The sequence below is a fragment of the Aromatoleum anaerobium genome (assembly GCF_012910705.2).
GTDB lineage: Bacteria > Pseudomonadota > Gammaproteobacteria > Burkholderiales > Rhodocyclaceae > Aromatoleum > Aromatoleum anaerobium.
In genome coordinates, this window is sequence record NZ_WTVG02000040.1 from 204,414 (window position 1) to 222,506 (window position 18,093).

18 protein-coding genes and 1 tRNA gene are annotated in these 18,093 nt (G+C 65.7%); all 19 read right to left on the reverse strand.

The window, feature by feature from the left end:
* Positions 1 to 315 precede the first annotated feature (315 nt).
* Positions 316 to 1,347: an IS110 family RNA-guided transposase gene (locus tag GO606_RS16560; protein ID WP_169120919.1), complete on the reverse strand. Its 1,032-nt coding sequence runs from the start codon at positions 1,345 to 1,347 to the stop codon at positions 316 to 318.
* A 362-nt stretch (positions 1,348 to 1,709) separates the two neighbouring features.
* A complete protein-coding gene (locus GO606_RS16565; protein WP_169119888.1) occupies positions 1,710 to 2,150 on the reverse strand; it encodes a hypothetical protein in 441 nt (146 codons plus the stop codon).
* Positions 2,147 to 2,437, reverse strand: coding sequence for a hypothetical protein (locus GO606_RS16570; RefSeq protein WP_169119887.1), 291 nt, complete (start codon positions 2,435 to 2,437; stop codon positions 2,147 to 2,149). Before GO606_RS16570 ends, GO606_RS16565 begins: the two co-directional genes overlap by 4 nt.
* On the reverse strand, positions 2,434 to 2,727 hold the full coding sequence (locus GO606_RS16575) for a hypothetical protein (protein WP_169119886.1): 294 nt from the start codon (positions 2,725 to 2,727) through the stop codon (positions 2,434 to 2,436). Before GO606_RS16575 ends, GO606_RS16570 begins: the two co-directional genes overlap by 4 nt.
* Complete coding sequence (locus GO606_RS16580) at positions 2,724 to 3,059, reverse strand: hypothetical protein (protein WP_169119885.1); 336 nt, start codon at positions 3,057 to 3,059, stop codon at positions 2,724 to 2,726. The genes GO606_RS16575 and GO606_RS16580 overlap by 4 nt, the downstream gene beginning before the upstream one ends.
* A 366-nt stretch (positions 3,060 to 3,425) precedes the next feature.
* Entirely contained in the window at positions 3,426 to 4,127 is a 702-nt protein-coding gene (locus GO606_RS16585) for a KilA-N domain-containing protein (protein WP_169119884.1), read from the reverse strand.
* Positions 4,124 to 4,360, reverse strand: a complete 237-nt coding sequence (locus tag GO606_RS16590) for a helix-turn-helix transcriptional regulator (RefSeq protein ID WP_169119883.1) — start codon at positions 4,358 to 4,360, stop codon at positions 4,124 to 4,126. The genes GO606_RS16585 and GO606_RS16590 overlap by 4 nt, the downstream gene beginning before the upstream one ends.
* A 96-nt stretch (positions 4,361 to 4,456) precedes the next feature.
* Positions 4,457 to 5,098: a hypothetical protein gene (locus GO606_RS16595; protein WP_169119882.1), complete on the reverse strand. Its 642-nt coding sequence runs from the start codon at positions 5,096 to 5,098 to the stop codon at positions 4,457 to 4,459.
* Positions 5,099 to 5,109: 11 nt separating this feature from the next.
* Complete coding sequence (locus tag GO606_RS16600; protein WP_169119881.1) at positions 5,110 to 6,336, reverse strand: tyrosine-type recombinase/integrase; 1,227 nt, start codon at positions 6,334 to 6,336, stop codon at positions 5,110 to 5,112.
* Between the two features lie 187 nt (positions 6,337 to 6,523).
* A tRNA-Ala gene (locus GO606_RS16605) sits at positions 6,524 to 6,599 on the reverse strand.
* Between the two features lie 50 nt (positions 6,600 to 6,649).
* Complete coding sequence (locus tag GO606_RS16610) at positions 6,650 to 7,705, reverse strand: L-threonylcarbamoyladenylate synthase (protein WP_169119880.1); 1,056 nt, start codon at positions 7,703 to 7,705, stop codon at positions 6,650 to 6,652.
* Positions 7,692 to 8,852: a 5-(carboxyamino)imidazole ribonucleotide synthase gene (locus GO606_RS16615; protein ID WP_169119879.1), complete on the reverse strand. Its 1,161-nt coding sequence runs from the start codon at positions 8,850 to 8,852 to the stop codon at positions 7,692 to 7,694. The genes GO606_RS16610 and GO606_RS16615 overlap by 14 nt, the downstream gene beginning before the upstream one ends.
* A gap of 82 nt (positions 8,853 to 8,934) precedes the next feature.
* On the reverse strand, positions 8,935 to 9,429 hold the full coding sequence (purE, locus tag GO606_RS16620) for a 5-(carboxyamino)imidazole ribonucleotide mutase (protein WP_169119878.1): 495 nt from the start codon (positions 9,427 to 9,429) through the stop codon (positions 8,935 to 8,937).
* A 4-nt stretch (positions 9,430 to 9,433) separates the two neighbouring features.
* Positions 9,434 to 10,306 (reverse strand): bifunctional methylenetetrahydrofolate dehydrogenase/methenyltetrahydrofolate cyclohydrolase FolD, encoded by an 873-nt coding sequence (gene folD, locus GO606_RS16625; RefSeq protein ID WP_169119877.1) that lies wholly within the window; start codon positions 10,304 to 10,306, stop codon positions 9,434 to 9,436.
* Between the two features lie 62 nt (positions 10,307 to 10,368).
* Positions 10,369 to 10,977 carry an indolepyruvate oxidoreductase subunit beta gene (locus GO606_RS16630; RefSeq protein WP_169119876.1) on the reverse strand — a complete coding sequence of 203 codons (609 nt, stop codon included), beginning with the start codon at positions 10,975 to 10,977 and terminating at the stop codon, positions 10,369 to 10,371.
* A 5-nt stretch (positions 10,978 to 10,982) separates the two neighbouring features.
* A complete protein-coding gene (locus GO606_RS16635; RefSeq protein WP_169119875.1) occupies positions 10,983 to 12,854 on the reverse strand; it encodes a thiamine pyrophosphate-dependent enzyme in 1,872 nt (623 codons plus the stop codon).
* A 107-nt stretch (positions 12,855 to 12,961) separates the two neighbouring features.
* Entirely contained in the window at positions 12,962 to 14,602 is a 1,641-nt protein-coding gene (locus tag GO606_RS16640; protein ID WP_246979678.1) for a methyl-accepting chemotaxis protein, read from the reverse strand.
* Positions 14,603 to 14,724: 122 nt separating this feature from the next.
* Complete coding sequence (locus GO606_RS16645) at positions 14,725 to 15,360, reverse strand: response regulator transcription factor (protein WP_169119874.1); 636 nt, start codon at positions 15,358 to 15,360, stop codon at positions 14,725 to 14,727.
* Entirely contained in the window at positions 15,335 to 18,043 is a 2,709-nt protein-coding gene (locus tag GO606_RS16650; RefSeq protein WP_169119889.1) for a PAS domain-containing sensor histidine kinase, read from the reverse strand. The genes GO606_RS16645 and GO606_RS16650 overlap by 26 nt, the downstream gene beginning before the upstream one ends.
* Between the last annotated feature and the right edge of the window lie 50 nt (positions 18,044 to 18,093).

Consider the following 18,093-nt stretch of genomic DNA (forward strand, 5'->3'; position numbering starts at 1 on the left):
GTTTTCAGCGGGGCTCTTTTCGGGGCGGGGATCATGACGTGCTTATATGGACGCCTCCCGTTTGCAAGGACGATTTGGTGTGTTGGGACAGATAGGCTGCAGTTTTATATCCGGCCTGTGGTGCAGGCCGATGCCTGCTGGCCCTGATGGAATCCGCTGACCCGCGCCTCATTTCCTTTGGTGGACTCGAAGTCCGGAACGTCATACAGGCTTGGCGGGTCACGGTCTGACCTGTTTGCCATCACACGTTTTCGTACCTTCGCAACCTTTACGGCGGCCACTCCTTTCTTCAAAGTGGTTGATTGACGTTGTGCTTCAGCCCTGCGCGGGTTGAGTCACAAACTCCCTTTGGTACGTCCGTTCATGAGCGAGAATCGCCCAGATCGTCCGCGCCATCTTGTTGGCCAAGGCCACCACCGCGACGTTGAGCGGTCGGCGCTGGCGTAATGCAGTCACCCACGGGCCCGGATCCTTCGCGTTCGTAAGAACCGCCCGGGCGCCGTGGATGAGCAGCGTTCGAAGGTAGGTGTCGCCGCGCTTGCTGATGCCAAGCAATTTGACTCGCCCGCCCGTGCCGGTCTGTCGTGGCACCAGTCCGGCGAAAGCGGCAAACTCCCGCCCGGACTTGAAGGTCTTGGCATCGCCCATGATGGCGACGGCGGCGGTCGCGGTCAGCGGCCCGACGCCAGGAATCTCGGCAATGCGCCGGCAGGCAGCGTCTTGCTTGAGCCAGTCTTTGATGCGCCGCTCGATAGTGGCGATCTCGGCATCCATCTTCTCGATGCGCGCCCACTGCTCGCGCAGGGTGTCGATGACGATCGCCGGCAGGCGATCCGACAGTCGTGCCAGGGCTTGCGTGATGCCCTTCCGGATGGCGGCTTTTCCCTGCGCCATGACTTCGCCGTATTCGGTGAGCAATCCCCGCAGGCCGTTGATCTGGGCGGTGCGGAACTTGACCAGCTGGCTGCGCATGCGATGCAGCGCCAGGATCGCTTGCTGTTCCTCGCTCTTGATGGCGACGGCCTTGACGTGCGGCTGCTGTACCGCCGTCCAGATCGCCCGCGCATCGTGGCGGTCATTCTTGTTGCCCGTCACGAAGGGCTTGACCGCCTTGCCAGGAAGAAGCTTGACCTGGTGCCCCAGCGCCGTGAGGCTCCGCGCCCAGTGCTGCGCGCCGCCGCAGGCCTCCATGCCGATCAGGCAGGGCTGCCGGTTGGCGAAGTGCTCGAGAAACTTCTCGCGCTTGAGCGGCAAACTCACGATCTCTCCCGTCTCCATGTCGATCCAGTGCAACTGGAACACCCGCTTGGCAATGTCGATGCCGACGACCGTTTTGCTATCATTCATCTCGGACCCTCCGGTTTGCCTGTGAAGATCTTCGTATCTTCCACCTTGGCACTTTGATGCCGTCGGCCCGTGAGGGTCCACCTCTCGATCGACCACCCCCGCAGAGTTATCCACGGCGCCGGGCGCCGCAGGTCCCTCTATCACCGCAGGCGACCGGCGCGGTGGGTAACTCGTGTTCAGCGCTCACGGGGGGCGGGAGGCGTCCATACCATTTCCTTGAAGGAAACTCACTGGGCGCAGGCTCTGCACCCCTTTGGAAATTGCCGTGCGGCATGGCAATCCGCTTTCCGAACACGCCGCAGATTGGTGAGCCAGACATGCGGCGATTCCCGGCCCGGCTCGGGTCGGCACTCTCAGGATAGTTAGCGCGCGACATGACAATCTCCTTTCCGGATGCGGCGCAGGTTGTCGATTCGGATACACGTACGCCAGGCCTGTCCGGTGCGCTCGCCCGTCGCAACGTCGTAGGTTTCCATCGGGATCGAGAGGGCGGCGATATCCGCAAAACCATCGGCGCTGATGCCCACCACCTGCACCTGCTTGCCGTGGTTCTCGGGCAGTGCGCCGCGGCACAGTTCGCATACGTCGCCAATGGCCAGCCGCGGGCGGCTGGTGAAGCGCACGACGTTTCGCGGCAGCCGTCCGCGTCGGCGAGGAGGGTTGGCGACAGGCGGGCGCTCGTCGGTGAAGAGGCAGACGACGTTCGGCGCCAGCCGGCGGGAGGGATGAGTGGGGGCCGCGAACTGCCGTCTGGCGACGCCAGCGCCGATTGCAAACGCGGCGAGAATGGCGGGGGTTTTCATGCATCGCCCCCTGTCTCCGGGAGGGCGATCCGCACGCGCCCCGCGATATCTGTAGTCCGTTCTAGTTCGTCGTCGAGGGCGGAGATAGCGGCGTTCGACAGGTCGAGCAGCCGCGCGACAAAGCCTCGCATGGCGCGCGAATCGATTTCGCATGCAGGATCAAGAGTGCTATGCATCACGAGGCACAGCGCCGCGATTTCCGCAGCCGCTTCCACCAGAAGACCGTGCCGGGCCGCACCCAAGGTCACGACGCCATTCTTCTTGCTCAAGTCGGGAGCGGCGCTCATTTTCCACTCCCCTCGTTGTTGATGGACGGCATCTCCAGCGCCGCGCTCAACACGGCGAAGTGCCTTTCCATCTCTTCTCTCTCGCTGTCGTGCGTGCTTGCCCAATCAGAGGCCAGATAGCCTCCGATATTGGCCAGCTTGTGGGCTTGCGAACCTTCGTTAGAGGAGTCGGCAATCGCCTGGAAGAGCGCACCCAAATCGGTGAAGCAGGAATACGCCAAGTTGGCAGTGCCATGGGCGCGGCTGACGGATTTCCATGCAGCCAGGACAGTCGGATTGTTGGTTTTCATGACCGGCCCTCCTGTGCAATCCGGAGAGCAGCGCGCGCCTGTTCAATCGACAGGTCGTGCACGAGGTAATAACCGGCGTTGTCAGGCCCCACGCCCGCGCAATCGGCCACGATCGCGGCCAGCGCGGCGAACAGATCCGGCGCGGCGACGATCAGATGCTCGTTCGCGTCGGCTTGCTCGACGCCGACACCGGCGGGCAGGACTTGGCAGACAGGTAGCCCGGCGCCATGAGCGGCGACGATGAAGCGTTGTCCGAGGCTGCGCCACGGGCCGAGGGTGAAACGGGGGGAATTCGGGGTGTGGGCGTGCGTGCCCGATGCGGTATTACGCATGGCTGAAGCTCCGTGTCGTTTGGTCTGGAGCCAGCATCCCCACGCCAATGGGGCGGCTGGCGCGTGCGGGATTGGCGTACCGGGACAACGGAACCGGCGAGCCTTGCGGCTCTCCCGCAGCGCCAGCCATAGAAACGGCAGCACATGCGGTGGACGTAAAAAATCCGCCTGGGTGGCGGAATCGTCCGCCGTCATCATTCGGGACGCCAATCCCGTTGCCTGTTGTTTGCAGGCGAGATGGATCATGCCTGCGAAGGGGCGAGTAGGTCAAGCACGCCGACATGCCGGCGGCGATCTTCCTGCGCTTCCAGGTCCGTTTCTGCCGGCGCTCCTGCCGGGAGGGTTTTTCGTAGGGGATCGGCGCGTTCATGCGGCAACCTCCAGCCGCGCCGGCCCGGCCAGCGTGAAGGCCCGGTGCTCAGTGGCGAAAACTTCGAGCGCGCATTTCCGCTCCGCGTAGTCCAGCCCTGCGCCGAGCAGCACCGCGTTCCGCTCCTCGACCTGAACGAGTAGCGCCAGGTCTTCCGAGCTCAACGCGGACCGATCGAGGGATCTGAAAACCCCGGTCAATACCCAGGCAACGAGCCGCGCCTCGTTGATGAAGTGCCGCGACTCGGCTGCCTTCCCCTGCAGCTCATGGGTCAGCCGCAGGATTTCGGACATCACGCGGAACGATGCGGCCGCTTCCCGGCGCAGTCGCTCCTGATCGAGTTGCGGGTGCGTGCCCCGGAGCAGGTTGTCAATCTGCTCGTCACACCAGATTGAAAAATCGATGTCCAGCCATCGAGCGAATGGAACACCGAGCTTCGGGTGAAGCCATGTTCCTGAATTACAAGCCTGTCTGGTATTTCCGCCGCGGCGGGTTCTTACAAAGTGGGATTTTCCCACTTTGAACTTTCGGCACAGCGCGTCGACGTAACGCTCCGTCTCCGGCAGCCGAAGCCATTCAATCGGCTTCTTTCCGAATCGCGTGGCTGAGGCCGTCGCATTGAACCAACCTTCCCGATCGAACTGGACAGGCTGGCCCGCGTAGTCGAGCGGGACGATCTTGCCGAGGCGCGAGCTCATTCCGAACCACCCGACAGTGCAGCCAGGTGACGACGGATCGCTCCGACGTTCCAGCGGGTGCAGGCCGGGCCCGTCTTAATCGGCTGAAGTTTTCCGGTTCTGGCATCACGCCAGATTGAGGATTCAGACTTGCCTAGGATTGCGGCGACGGTTTTTACGTCGACCATTGCCGCGTCGGGCAGGCTATCGAAATTCGACAGTGCTGTGGGGATGGTGCTGCTATGAGGTTGCATCGGTTGCCTCTCCTTGCGCCGGGTGGCGCTTCGTTGAGGCGGATGATGCTCAGCCGCTTAATCCGAGAGGAGCGGCAATAATTTCTGATTTACCTGCTAATTTTTACCCCCCTCGTCACGACAGGACATGATAGATGCGACGCACTCCGCCGCATACGCCGGGGGGCTGTCAATTGGGATGAAGCAGTCAATGTCTCCATGTTCGGCACGGCCGCCGCCCCATTGGCATAACCAGACACGCCCTTTCACCCGCAAACCGTTGCCAGTCCATTCCAAGATTGCGTCCTTTCTGACCACGATTGCCAAGCGCCCGTCTCCGCCGGCATCGCCCGAAAAGGTCAAAATGCTCTGAAAACCGTCGAGGGCTGCTTCAACGCCGGCATGCCTTGCGTGAGTCCGGATGTACTTTGCAGCCTCTTTTTCGTCATCTCCTCCTAGACACAGCGCCCGCGCGGCACGGACACGTGCGCTCGTCTTGGATTCTCCTGTGGTCTCGGCACCGCAGAGGGCCATCTTCTCGTGAAGGTGTATTGCGACTTTGCGTGGCTGATTACTCGGACGCCCTCGTCGACGGGCTTTCTTCAGTTCGAAGAATTCTTTTGGAAAACGCCCTCGTACGGTGGCTAAGTATTCGCCATTCTGGCCCGTCATGACGCCACCAAACGGGTATGAACCGTCATGAGACTTTGCAACAGATGCATGAATTTTGAATAGGGGAGTAGGTATCTGCTGGGTCATGCTCGAGTTTCCTATCTCAAACGTGCCTGGTCGATCTGTACCACTTCCGCCCCCTTTCGCAGGCGGTCGAGGTAGTCCGCCCACTGCTGCATCATCATCTTGCGCTGGGGCAGGAACTTCGTCCGGTTGTACGCGGCGCCCAAGGCATCCGGCACACGGTGCGCGAGCTGATGCTCGATCACCGCTGCGTCGACGCCCAGGGTCTCATGCAGGATCGTCCGGGCCATGGCCCGGAAACCGTGTCCGGTGATCTCGGTGCGTGTGTCGTATCCCAGGCGTCGTAAAGCGGCATTGATGGCGGCATTGGACATGGGGTGCGCCCGGGTGCGCGCACCGGGAAAGACGTACCGCCCCTGCCCGGTGAAGGGTTCCAGGTCACGCAGGATTGCAACCGCCTGCGTCGGCAGCGGGACAAGGTGATCGCGGCGGGTCTTCATCTTCTCGCCCGAAATCGACCATTCGGCCTTGTCGAGCTCGATCTCCGTCCATTCCATTTGCCGCAGCTCGCCAGGGCGGACGAACAGCATCGGCGCCAGGCGCAGCGCACTGCGAACGATCAGCGTCCCCGTGAAACCTTCCACGGCCCGCAGCAGTGCCCCCACTTCGGCGGTGTCCGTGATCGAGGCGAAGTGCTTGCCCTTGGGCGGCGCCAGTGCGCCGCGCAGATCCGCGGACGGGTCGCGCTCAGCGCGCCCAGTGGCGATGGCATAGCGGAAGATCTGCCCGGCTGTCTGCTTGGCACGGTGCGACGTGTCGACCGCGCCCCGCTCCTCGATTCGCCGTAGGGTGGTGAGCAGTTCCACGGCGCTGACCTCCGATGCGGGCCTCTTCCCCAGCCAGGGGAAGATATCGCGCTCGAGCAGGCCGAGCACCTTGGAGCTGTGCGACGGCGCCCAGCTCGGAAGCTGGCGCGCAAACCACTCACGGGCGATGGCCTCGAACGAGTTCGACGCGGCCGTAACACGGGCGAACTTTTCGGCTTTGCGGACTTGGCCGGGGTCATCTCCGCCAGCGAGCTGTTCCCGCGCCTGGTCGCGTCCCTTGCGGGCGGCGGCGAGGCTGACATCCGGGTAGGCACCAAGGGCGAGCGTCTTGCGCTTGCCCTCGAAGCGGTAATCGAGCCGCCACAGCTTGCCGCCGGTCGGCTGAATCAGCAGGTATAGCCCGCGCTCATCGGCGAGCTTGCGGGCCTTTTCGGCGGGTTTGGCTTGACGTACAGCGGTGTCGGTCAGTGGCATGGCGGCATCCTTCCCAGCGTCCGTTTTCACGGTATACCGTCAAGGGTAGCGCGATACCGTCAGGTGTACCGACACCTTTGACGGTATGGCTTGCTTCTTGGTGACACTGCCTGACACAAGAAAAAACCCGCAGAGCCTTTAGCTGTGCGGGTTTTGGTCTTTCTTGCCACGAGGTGACATGAGGAATTGGTGGACCGAAAGGGGATCGAACCCTCGACCTCTGCATTGCGAACGCAGCGCTCTCCCAGCTGAGCTATCGGCCCTTAAGAGCGGCGAATTATAGCGGTGCTGTTTTCATTTTGAAAGGGATTTTTCAGGTTTCGTCTGCGTCGCCGGAGCCGGCGGCGGCGCGGCCGAGGCGGTCGTTGACCGCTTGCCAGTCCTCGGTTGCGGGCAGGGTTTCGACGACGATGAAATCGGCGCCGCAGGCGTCGAGGTCGCGCAGGTTCGCGTAGAGCGCGTGCGCATAGCCGGCAGCGTCGATCGGCGCGGCGCGCCAGATCAGGCGCGCGTCCTGCGGGTCGTCGCAGCGGTGCGCAAGAACGGCGACACGGCTTCCTTCGGCGGCGAGCGTTGCCGCGAGTTCAACGAGGTGCGAAGCGGGTGCGACCTGCAGTGGCGTGCGCGGCGCGTAATGCGCCGACAGCGAGCCCGATACGCGGGGCTCGCCCTCGTCGGTGCCGCCATCGCTGTCGGTCCTGGCGCTGGCCTCGTCGGCCGCCGTCGCGCGGGACCGGGGATGGCGACCGATGACGCGGGCGATGTCTTCGGCGGCGATCGCGCCGGGGCGCAGGATCTCCGGTACGTCGCGCGACAGGTCGAGGATCGTGGACTCGATGCCGACTGCGCACGGGCCGCCGTCGAGGATCAGCGCGACCTTGTCGCCGAGTTCCTGGCGCACGTGCTCGGCGGTCGTCGGGCTGATGCGCCCGAAGCGATTGGCGGACGGCGCGGCGATGCCGGAATCGAAAGCCTGCAGCAGCGCGAGCGCGACCGGGTGGTTCGGCACGCGCAGGCCGACCGTGTCCTGGCCGCCGGTGACGGCATCAGGCACGCCGTGCTGGCGCTTCAGGATGAGGGTCAGCGGTCCGGGCCAGAATGCGCGGGCGAGCGCGAGGGCATCATCCGGAATGTCGCGCGCCCAGCGCGGGAGATGGCCGGCGTCGGGCAGGTGGACGATCAGCGGGTGGTCGGCGGGGCGGCCTTTCGCGGCGAAGATCCTGCCGACCGCGGCAACATTGAGCGCATCAGCGGCGAGCCCGTAGACCGTCTCGGTCGGCATGCCGACGAGTTCGCCCGCGCGCAGCAGCTCGGTGGCGCGACGGATCTCGTCGTCCGGGACTGCCGCAGCGGTGTCAGCGCTCGTCATCGCGGATGCCGATCGCCGCTCGCGCCCGCAGCGCCACGGCCAGCGCTTTTTCGGCGTCGTCGCCGATCACGGTGAAATGCCCCATCTTTCGCCCTGCGCGGGCGTGATGCTTCGCGTACAGGTGCAGGCGGAGATTCGGCACCGCATGCAGCGCAGACCAGTCCGGCTCGCGGTATGTGCCGCCGACGTGCGCGCCGTCATACCAGAGTTCGCCGAGCAGATTCACCATCACCGCCGCGCTGTGCGCACGCGGCTCGCCGAGCGGCAGCCCGCACAGCGCCCTCACCTGCTGCTCGTACTGGCTGGTGACGCAGGCATCGATCGTGTGATGGCCGCTGTTGTGCGGGCGCGGCGCCATTTCGTTCACGTAAAGTGCGCCGCCGCAGACGAAGAATTCGACGCCGAGCGTGCCGACATAGCCGAGCTTCCCGGCGATTTGCCCGGCGACCTCGCGGGCCCGCGCGAGGAGCGCCGGGGCGACCCCGGCCGGCGCGATGGTGATGTCGAGAATGCCATGGCGGTGGCGGTTTTCGGATGGATCGAAAGAGCGCACGTTGCCCGCCTCGTCGCGCGCGAGGACAACTGACAATTCGCAGTCGAGGTCCAGCATTTTCTCGAGCACGCAGGCTTCGCCGCCGAACTGGTGGAAGGCGTGCAAGGCTTCGTCAGGGTTCGCGACGCGCGCCTGGCCCTTGCCGTCGTAGCCGAAGCGCGCCACCTTGAGGACCGCAGGGAACAGGACCGCGTCGGCGTCGCGGACCTCGGCCTCGCTGCGGATCACGGCGAACGGGCCGTGCGGCAGGCCGTTGTCGGCGAGAAAAGTCTTCTCTGCAATGCGGTTCTGGCACACCGCCACGGCACTCGCCGAAGGGTGCACCGAAAGGAATTTGGCGAGGTAATCGAGGGTCGCGGCCGGGACGTTTTCGAACTCGGTCGTCACCCCGGCACAGGCTGCGGCGAGTTCGTCGAGTGCGGCGTAGTCATCGTAGGCAGCGACGAGGTGGCGGTCGGCGATCAGGCCGGCCGGGCTGTGCGGGTCCGGATCGAGCACCCACACGCGGTAACCCATTTCGTGGGCGGCAGAAACGAAGAAGCGGCCGAGTTGGCCGCCACCGAGCATGCCGAGGGTTGCGGGAGGGAGGATCATCACGCCCTCCGCCGGAGCAGCCCCGGAAGGACGTTCGTCCTCAGGGGCAGCGTAGCGGCTAGCGCCGCGAGCGTGGGGACTGTCATACCGGATCCAGGGTCATGTCGAGCACCGCCTGCGTCTGGCGGGCGCGGAACGCGGCGAGTTTTTCGGCGAGTGCGGCGTCCTCGTTGGCGAGCAGCGCGACGGCGAAAAGCGCCGCATTGGCTGCACCGGCTTCACCGATTGCGAAAGTCGCGACCGGGATGCCTTTCGGCATCTGCACGATCGACAACAGCGAATCCTGCCCCGACAGCGCTTTCGACTGCACCGGCACGCCGAGCACGGGCAGCGTCGTCTTCGCCGCGACCATGCCGGGCAGGTGTGCCGCGCCGCCTGCGCCGGCGATGATCGCCTTGAGGCCGCGTTCGCGCGCGCTGTCGGCATAGACGAACATCAGGTCCGGCGTGCGGTGGGCGGACACTACGCGAGCCTCGTACGGCACGTCGAATTCGGCGAGCATCTTCGCCGCCGCCTGCATCGTCGGCCAGTCGGAATTCGAGCCCATGATGATCCCGACGAGGGGCTTGTCGCTCATCGTCTCAACCTTTGCGGCGCGCGACGCGCTCGGCCGACTCGACCGTGTTCGCGAGCAGCATCGTGATCGTCATCGGGCCGACGCCGCCCGGCACCGGCGTGATCAGCGACGCAACCTCCTTCGCCGATTCGAAGTCGACGTCGCCGCACAGCTTGCCGGCATCCGGCCCTTCGGTCAGGCGGTTTATGCCGACGTCGATGACGACGGCACCCGGCTTGATCATGTCGCCGGTGACGAAACGCGGCTTGCCGATCGCGGCGACGAGGATGTCGGCGCGGCGGGTGTGGAACGCGAGGTCGCGTGTCTTCGAGTGGGTGACGGTGACAGTCGCGCCGGCGTTGGTCAGCAGCATCGCCATCGGCTTGCCGACGATATTCGAGCGGCCGATGATGACTGCCTCCGCGCCCTGCACCGGCACGTCCCCGGCTTCGAGCATCTTCATGACGCCGTGCGGTGTGCACGGCAGGAACGCTTCCTGGCCCTGCGACAGGCGGCCGACGTTCTCGGCGTGGAAACCGTCGACGTCCTTCTCGACGCGGATCGCCTCGAGGACTTCAGCTTCATTGAACTGCTTGGGCAACGGCAGCTGCACGAGGATGCCATGCACGGCCGGGTCGGCATTCAGCTCGGCGATCTTCGCCATGACTTCGGCGGCCTCGACATCGGCGGCGAAATCGAAGCGCAGCGAACGGATGCCCGCCTTCTCGCACGCGGCAACCTTGTTGCGCACATACACTGCCGACGCGGGATTCGCGCCGACCAGGAGCACCGCGAGACACGGCTGCACGCCCCGGGCGGCAAGGGCCGCGGCGCGCTCGGCGAGTTCGCCGCGGACGCGCGCGGAAAGGGCGTTGCCGTCAAGAATGCGAGCGGTCATCGTCGTTATCCCAAAAACCGGCGATTTTATCGCACGATCAGGGGCTTGTGCGCGTGCGACGCTCACGCGGCGAGCGTTTCTCCCGCGACCGCGCGCCGGCCGGCTTCGAATGCCTCGCGATTGACGTCGACGAGCTTCGGTTTGCGGCTGCCGAAGCGCGCCAGCACCGCGTCGCGCAGCACTTCCGCCGGGAACGGCAGCCAGTCCGAACTCGCGCCGAGCATCACGGTATTGCCGAGCCGGATGTTGCCGAGCTGCACCGCGAGCGCCGTCGCGTCGAAATCATGCACCCGCAGGCCGAGCGCGCGCATCTGCGCGACCGGTTGCTCGGGATAGTCGAACAGCCCGATATTGACGACCGGCGGCACGATGCGTCCGCTGTTGACGAGCGCGACCCCGCCGGGGCGCAGCATGTGACCCCAGCGCAGCGCTTCGGCCGACTCGAAGCCGATCAGCAGGTCGGCCTCGCCCGGAAGAATCTGCGGCGACAGCACTTCGGAGCCGAAGCGCAGGTGCGACGTGACGACGCCGCCGCGCTGGCTCATGCCGGCGACTTCGGTTTTCTTGACGTCGAAACCGAGCGAGATCGCCGCTTCGGCGAGGATTTCGGTCGCGGTCATGACGCCCTGCCCGCCGACGCCGCACACGAGAATGTTGGTGACTTTCGACATGTCGCTCATTTCCTGACGAACTGCACGGGCTGCAGCGTTTGCACGGGCTCGGCGTGGATGATCGCTTCGGGGGCGCACGGCTGAACGCACAGGCCGCAACCGGTGCAGGCTGAAGTGTCGATGCGCACGAACGACAGGTCGACTTCCTTGCCGGACGCCTTGACCTCCTTGTCGCGACGGATCACGTGGATCGCCGGACAGCCGACATCGACGCAGTTGCCGCAGCCGGTGCAGCGATCCTCCTTCACCAGGTACGGCTTCGTCGGCACGTAATGATCGATCAACACGCACGGGCGATCGGTGATGATGACCGACGGCTCCTCGATCTTCGTCTCTTCGCGCAGCGCCTTGAACAGCACCGGCAGCTGGTAGGGATCGAGGACGCGGATGCGCTCCTTCTTCACGCCGAGCGCCTCGCACAGCTTGGCGAAATCGATGCGCGTCGTTTCCTTGCCATGGAGGTCGCGCCCGCTGCCGGGGTTGTCCTGCCCGCCCGTCATGCCGACGGCGCGGTTGTCGAGCAGCAGCACGGTGACGTTGCCGCGGTTCCACGTGATATCGAGCAGGCCCTGCATGCCCATGTGCATGAAAGTCGAGTCGCCGATGACCGCGACGACCTTCTTGTTCTCATCGACCTTGCCGCGGCCCTTGTCCATGCCGAGCGCGGTGCCCATCGACGCGCCCATCGAGATGCAGGAATCGAGCGCGTTCCACGGATGGCCGGCGCCGAGCGTGTAGCAGCCGATGTCGCCGGCGATCATCACGTTGCGCATCTGCGACAGCGTGTAATAGACGCCGAGATGCGGACACGCGACGCACATCGTCGGCGGACGCGGGAACACTTGCTGCGGCACGACGTGCTCGGGCTCGGCGACGACTTCGCCGCGCAAGCGGGCGACGCCGAGATGCAGCGCATCGGGCGCGAGTTCGCCGGTACGCGGCAGCACGTCCTTGCCGTGGCATGCGATGCCGGCGGCCTTGAGCTCGGTTTCGAGCAGCGGCTCGGTCTCCTCGACGACCAGCACGCTATCGACGCTGGCGGCGAATTTCCTCAGGCTTTCGAGCGGCGCCGGACAGGACAGGCCGAGCTTGAACACTGGCGCATCCGGAAAGGCCTCGCGCACGTGCATGAACGCCGGGCCGGACGTGACGAAGCCGATACGCCGGTCAGTGCCGTCGACGCGGAAGTTCAACGGTGAATTCTCGGCTTCCGCGCGCACCGCGGCTTCGCGTTCGAACATCAGCGGCAGGCGCGGCTTCGCGTTGCCCGGCACCATCACCCAGCGGCGCGGGTCCTTCGTGAAGCCGCCGGGTTCGACCGCCTCGCGCTCGCCGGCGACGACGACGCCCTTGACGTGGCAGATGCGCGTCGTCAGGCGCAGGATCACCGGCGTGCGAAAGCGCTCGGACAGTTCGAACGCTGCACGCGTCATCGCATAGGCTTCCTGCGAGTCGGCGGGCTCGAGCACCGGCAGATGCGCGAAGCGCCCCCAGTAGCGCGAATCCTGCTCGTTCTGCGACGACGACATGCCGACGTCGTCGGCAATGGCGATCACGAGCCCGCCTTCGGTGCCGGTCACGGTCATCGTCATCAGCGCGTCGGAGGCGACATTCATCCCGACGTGCTTCATCGCGCAGAACGCACGTGCACCGACCATCGATGCACCGAGCGCGACTTCGAGCGACACTTTCTCGTTGATCGACCATTCGGTGTACAGGTCAGGGTACTTCGCCAGCACCTCGAGAATTTCGGTCGACGGGGTGCCGGGATAGGCTGCGGCGACACGTGTCCCCGCCTCCCACACCGCACGCGCCACGGCTTCGTTACCGGACAGGAAAAGCCGGGCCGCTGCCGGCACGGGCTGGGACGCAGACATCAGATGAACCCCGGGGATTGTGGAGCGCAAAGCTTACCGATCGGTCGACTTTACTCCGTTGATTCAGATCAAGCGGCGCAACGTTGCCGCGGCCGGAGACGAAAAACTCAGCCGATGCGGAATCCGGTCGTCAGCTGCTCCAGCGCTTCGGCGCTGTGCCTGAGCCGCGCCGTCGACTCGTTGCTGCTGCGGATCTCGGCGCTGCTGCGTTCGGCGACCTCGGCGACTTCCTGCATGTTCGTCGCGACGCTGTTGCTCGCCGACAACAACTCCTTCATCGATGACACCACTTCCTCGAGGCGCACCAGCGTGTCCCGCGCGCCCTCGCGAATCTCGTGCAACGCGTCAGCGGCCTGCTTGGACAGGCGCGCGCCCGAATCGACCTTCGACACGATCTGCTCGATGCTGGCGACCGCGCTTTCGGTTTCCGCCTGCACCGAGACGATGACCTGCGAGATTTGCGTCGTCGCCGCGCCGGTGCGCTCGGCGAGCTTGCGCACCTCGTCCGCGACGACCGCGAAGCCGCGTCCCTGTTCGCCTGCCCGCGCGGCCTCGATCGCGGCATTGAGAGCGAGCAGGTTCGTCTGGTCGGAAATCTCGCGGATCACGTTGGCGATCTTGCCGATTTCACCGGAGCGGTCGCGCAGCACCTGGATCTGTGCTGCGGCGTTGGTGACGGTGGCGGAGATCTGGGCGATACCGTCCGAGGCGTCGCGCGCAAGCCCTTCGCCGCGCAGCGCGACTTCCACCGTGCGCTGCGAGTTGCCGCACACCTCTTCGGCGTTCTCCGACACATGCGCGATGCTCACCGCCATCTGTTCGATCGCCGCCGCGGTACCGCCCGCGACTTCCGACTGGCGCATCGACGCTTCGTGGATCGAGCGCCCGGTGTCGGCCGCTTCGCGCACCGCCACCGTCACGTCGCGGGCGTTGTCGCGCACCCGCCGGATCACCTCGGCAAGGCGCGACTGCATCTGCTGCATCGCATACGTGATGCTGCGCGTGTCGCCCGCCGCGACCTTGACGTGCGAGGTCAGATCGCGCTTGGCGATCTGTCCGGCCACCTGCTGCAGCTCCGACGGCTCACCGCCGAGCTGGCGCAGAATTCCGCGCCCGATGCGCCACGACAGCAGGATCACCAGCAGCGCCGCAAGGGCGCCAAAGATGAAGGTGTAGCGCGTGTGCTGCCAGAAAGTCTCATCGACATCGTTGACATACACGCCGCTGCCAATCAACCAGCCCCACGGCGCGAACCCCTGCACGTAGGTGACTTTCGGCTGCGGATCGCTCTTGCCCGCTTTCGGCCATACGTAGTCGACGTAACCGGCGCCGGACTTTTTCACGACCTCGACGAACTCGACAGCCATGCGCTTTCCGCTCGGATCGGCAACCTCCCGCTGGTCCATGCCCTCGAGCTCGGGCTTGACCGGATGCATCAGCATGCGCGGATGCATGTCGAGGATGATGAAATATTCCCCGCCGCCGTAACGCATGCTCTTGACGACGGCCATCGCCGCGGCCTGCGCCTCGTCGCGGGTCATCTCGCCGGCAAGCTCGCGCCGCTGGAAATGTTCGAGCACGCCGTGCGCCGATTCGACCGCGTGCCGGGTGCTGCTCTTGCGTTCGTCGAGCATCACCTGGCCAAGAGAGCTGAGCGACTGCCACATGACCACGGCGAACAGCCCGAACGCGATCAGGATGATGAGACGCAGGCGTGTGCCCACTTTCAGATGAAAAAAACTTGGCACGAAACACCCCGGGGGAAATATTGAAGCGGAAACCGATGGAGTTCTTATCGGACTGGCGCAGCGAAACTTTAGGCGCCCCCGCCCGCGCCGGCCTGCCGGCGGCTTCCCGGGAGTGAAACCGCTCAGGGCGCCGCGTCCGGCTCGGCGGAAATGACGTGCCGGACCAGTTTGGCGAGCGAGTGGGCGCCCATCTTCTCCATCACCCTTGCGCGATGCACTTCGACGGTCTTGATGCTGATGCCGAGGACGTCAGCGATCTGCTTGTTGAGCTTGCCGGCGATGATCAGGTCGAGCACTTCGCGTTCGCGCTGGGTCAGGCTGCCGAGCCGGCGCGCAGTGTCGGCTTCGAGCCGGCGCTTGCCGCGGCTTTCCTGTTCGGCGGCGAGACACCGTTCGATCAGCCCGAGCATGTCGCGGTCGCCGAACGGCTTCTCGATGAAATCGACCGCGCCTTTCTTGACCGCCGACACCGCCATCGGCACGTCGCCGTGCCCGGTGATGAAGATCACCGGCAGCGTCGAACGCTGTCGGCGCAGCTCCTCGAACAGTTCGAAACCGCTCATGCCCGGCATCCGCACGTCGAGCACCAGGCAGCCGGTCATCGCCGGCTGGTACGCGGCGAGAAACTGCTCCGCCGATTCGAATGCGATCGCGCGGTAACCGCTCGATTCGAGCAGCCACACGAGCGAATCGCGCAGGGCCTCGTCGTCATCGACGATGTAGATGTTCTGGTCAGGCACGCCGGACGACTCGCTCACTGGCAACCTCCGTAGGCAGCGTAAAGGAGAAGATGGTACCGCCATCCGGGTTCGAGTCGACCACTAGGCGGCCATCGTGGAACTCGATGATCGAACGGCAGATGTTCAGCCCCATCCCCATGCCCTCGGCCTTGGTCGTATAGAACGGCGTGAAGAGGCGTGCACGGTCGTCCTCGTCAATGCCGTGGCCGCGGTCGATGACCGACACCTCGACGGCGCTCGGCCCGAGCGCGCGCGCGCGCACGACCAGCACGCGTTCATCGCGCGGCAGCTCGGCCATCGAATCGATGCCGTTCTTGACCAGGTTCAGCACCACCTGCTCGATCATGATGCGGTCGGCAAACACCGCCGGCAGTCCGGCCGCGACGTCCGCGACGATGCGCGAGCTCATCCGTTTGGCGTCGATCTCCGCGAACCCGATCGCGTCGTCGAGCACTTCGGAAATCTGCACCGCGCTGCGGCGCGGCTCGCTCTTCTTCACGAACTCGCGCACGCGGCGGATGATCTTGCCGGCCCGCTCGGCCTGGAAGCTCGCCTTCTGCATCGCCGCGAGCAGGTCTTCCCCGCGGACATTCCCCGACTGGATGCGGGTCACGCAGCCCATGCAATAGTTGGCGATCGCCGCCAGCGGCTGGTTGAGTTCATGCGCCAGCGTCGAAGCCATCTCGCCCATCGTGATCAGGCGCGACGTGCGCTGCAGGCGCTCGGCCTGCTGGCGCGAGACCTCGGCGGTCTGCTTGCGCTCGGTGATGTCGGTGGCGATCCCCATGCGCACGACGCGGCCGTCGACCCAGCGGGTCGCGCGCTCGCGCACGTGGTACCAGCGCCCCGACAGCGGATGCTGCAGTTCGCCGTCGAACAGCTCGCGCGGCACGTCGGCCGGCTTGAGGGCGCGTGGATCGAGCCGGTAGTCGCCGCGCTCGGGCTGCGGCACCGCGACGCCACGCACCGTCCGCCCGACGGCGTCGAAACCGTGGATGTTCTTGAATGCGCGGTTCGCGAACAGGATTTCGTCGGTGCCTGCGTCGGCGACGAACACCGCCGCTTCGAGCCCGTCGAGCACCGCCTCGAAGCGCTCGTGTGCGGCTTCGAGCGCCGCGCGGATGCGCTTCGGCTCGGTGATGTCGGTCACCGAGGCCATCCAGCCGGTCTGCGTGCCGCTGTTGTCGATCAGCGGCGACAGGTAGAAGCGCGCGTCGAGGCGTTCGCCGTTCTTGCGCCGGATGCGCATCTCGAAGCCCGCCCGCGGCGCCTGCCCGAGCAGCGTCAGGTCGAGGTTGTCGCTGCACAGCTGCAGGTCTTCGGGCGGCCAGTACGGAAACGGCCGCGACGCGCCGATGAGCTCGTCGGGCTCGAAACCGACCAGGCGGCAAAACGCGGGGTTCACATAGATGATGCGCCCGTTGAGATCGATCGCCCGCATCCCGGTGACGACCGACTCCTCCATCGCCTTGCGGAACGACGACTCGGCGCGCAGCGCATCTTCGCCCGCCTTGCGGCCGGTGATGTCGTGCGCGACGGCATAGACGAGCTTCTCCTCGCGCACCGGGTTGATGCTCCACGCCAGCCACTTGAAGCTGCCGTCGATGCAGCGGCAACGGTTCTCCAGGCTCACCGGCTCGCCGCCCGCGAGCCGGCGCATCTGCTCGACGGTATCCGAGACGTCGTCGGGGTGCACCAGATCGAGCAGCGGGTGGCCGGGCAGGTCGTCCGGCGCGTAGCCCAGAATCCGCTCGAACGCGGGGTTCGCGCGGCGGAACACGCCATCGAGGCCGACGATGCACAGCAGGTCGAGCGACAGGTTGAAGAGGCGGTCGCGCTCCTTCTCGACCTGTACGCGACGCTGCACGTGGGTGCGCAGCAGCCACAGGCTCCACAGCACGATCACCGACAGGCCGAGGATCATCGCCGTCGGCAAGGCCTGGGGCAGCTGGCTGCCGGTGCGGAACGCCGTGGCCCGCAGCGTGAGCCCGTTGCCCGGCGGATCGAGCGGGATCTGGTACGACACGCTCTCGTCGAGATCGCGCACGCGCGAATTGACCGCGAGGCTCTCGCCCTTGTCGCTGATCAGCGCGAGGCGGTATTTCTCGGCGAACCAGCTCGGCACGAGGTGGCGGACCATGCGGTCGATCGAATACACGCCGACCACCGCGCCGAGGAATTCGCGCCCGCGCCGCGCCGGCACATAGACTTCGAGCACCACCTTGTCGCGCGGATTCGCATAGGGCGCGCCATAACTCGGCCGTGAAAGTTCGCGCGCGCGGTAGAACGCCTGCGTCTGCAGCCCGGACAGCCCGTCGCCGACGAGCCAGTCGGTAGTGTCGAACGGCGCCGACCAGCGCACCGCCTCCTCCGGGCCGACCCACACGATGTTCACCAGCTCGCCGTTGTTCGCGATGTGCTGGTTCGCGCGCACCTGGAAGCCGTCGCTGTCGAGCGCGTCGGCAGCCAGGTCGCGCGCGAGCTGCCCGAGAAACTCCTCGGTGCCCTGCATGTGCAGGCGCATCGTCTGCTCTGCCCACTGGACGTCGCGCGCCACCGCGTTGCGCTCGCTCTCGGCTTCGCGCGTCTGCAGCAGCCACACCAGCGCGAGCATCGTCAGCGCGAACACGCCGACGGCCACGTACGGCGCGGTCCAGTACCAGCGGGCTCGCGTGAAACGGGACGAATCGATGTCGTTCATGAAAGCGAAGGCCAGGGCAGACGGCAGTTCCGGAATGAAGCGCACGGCAG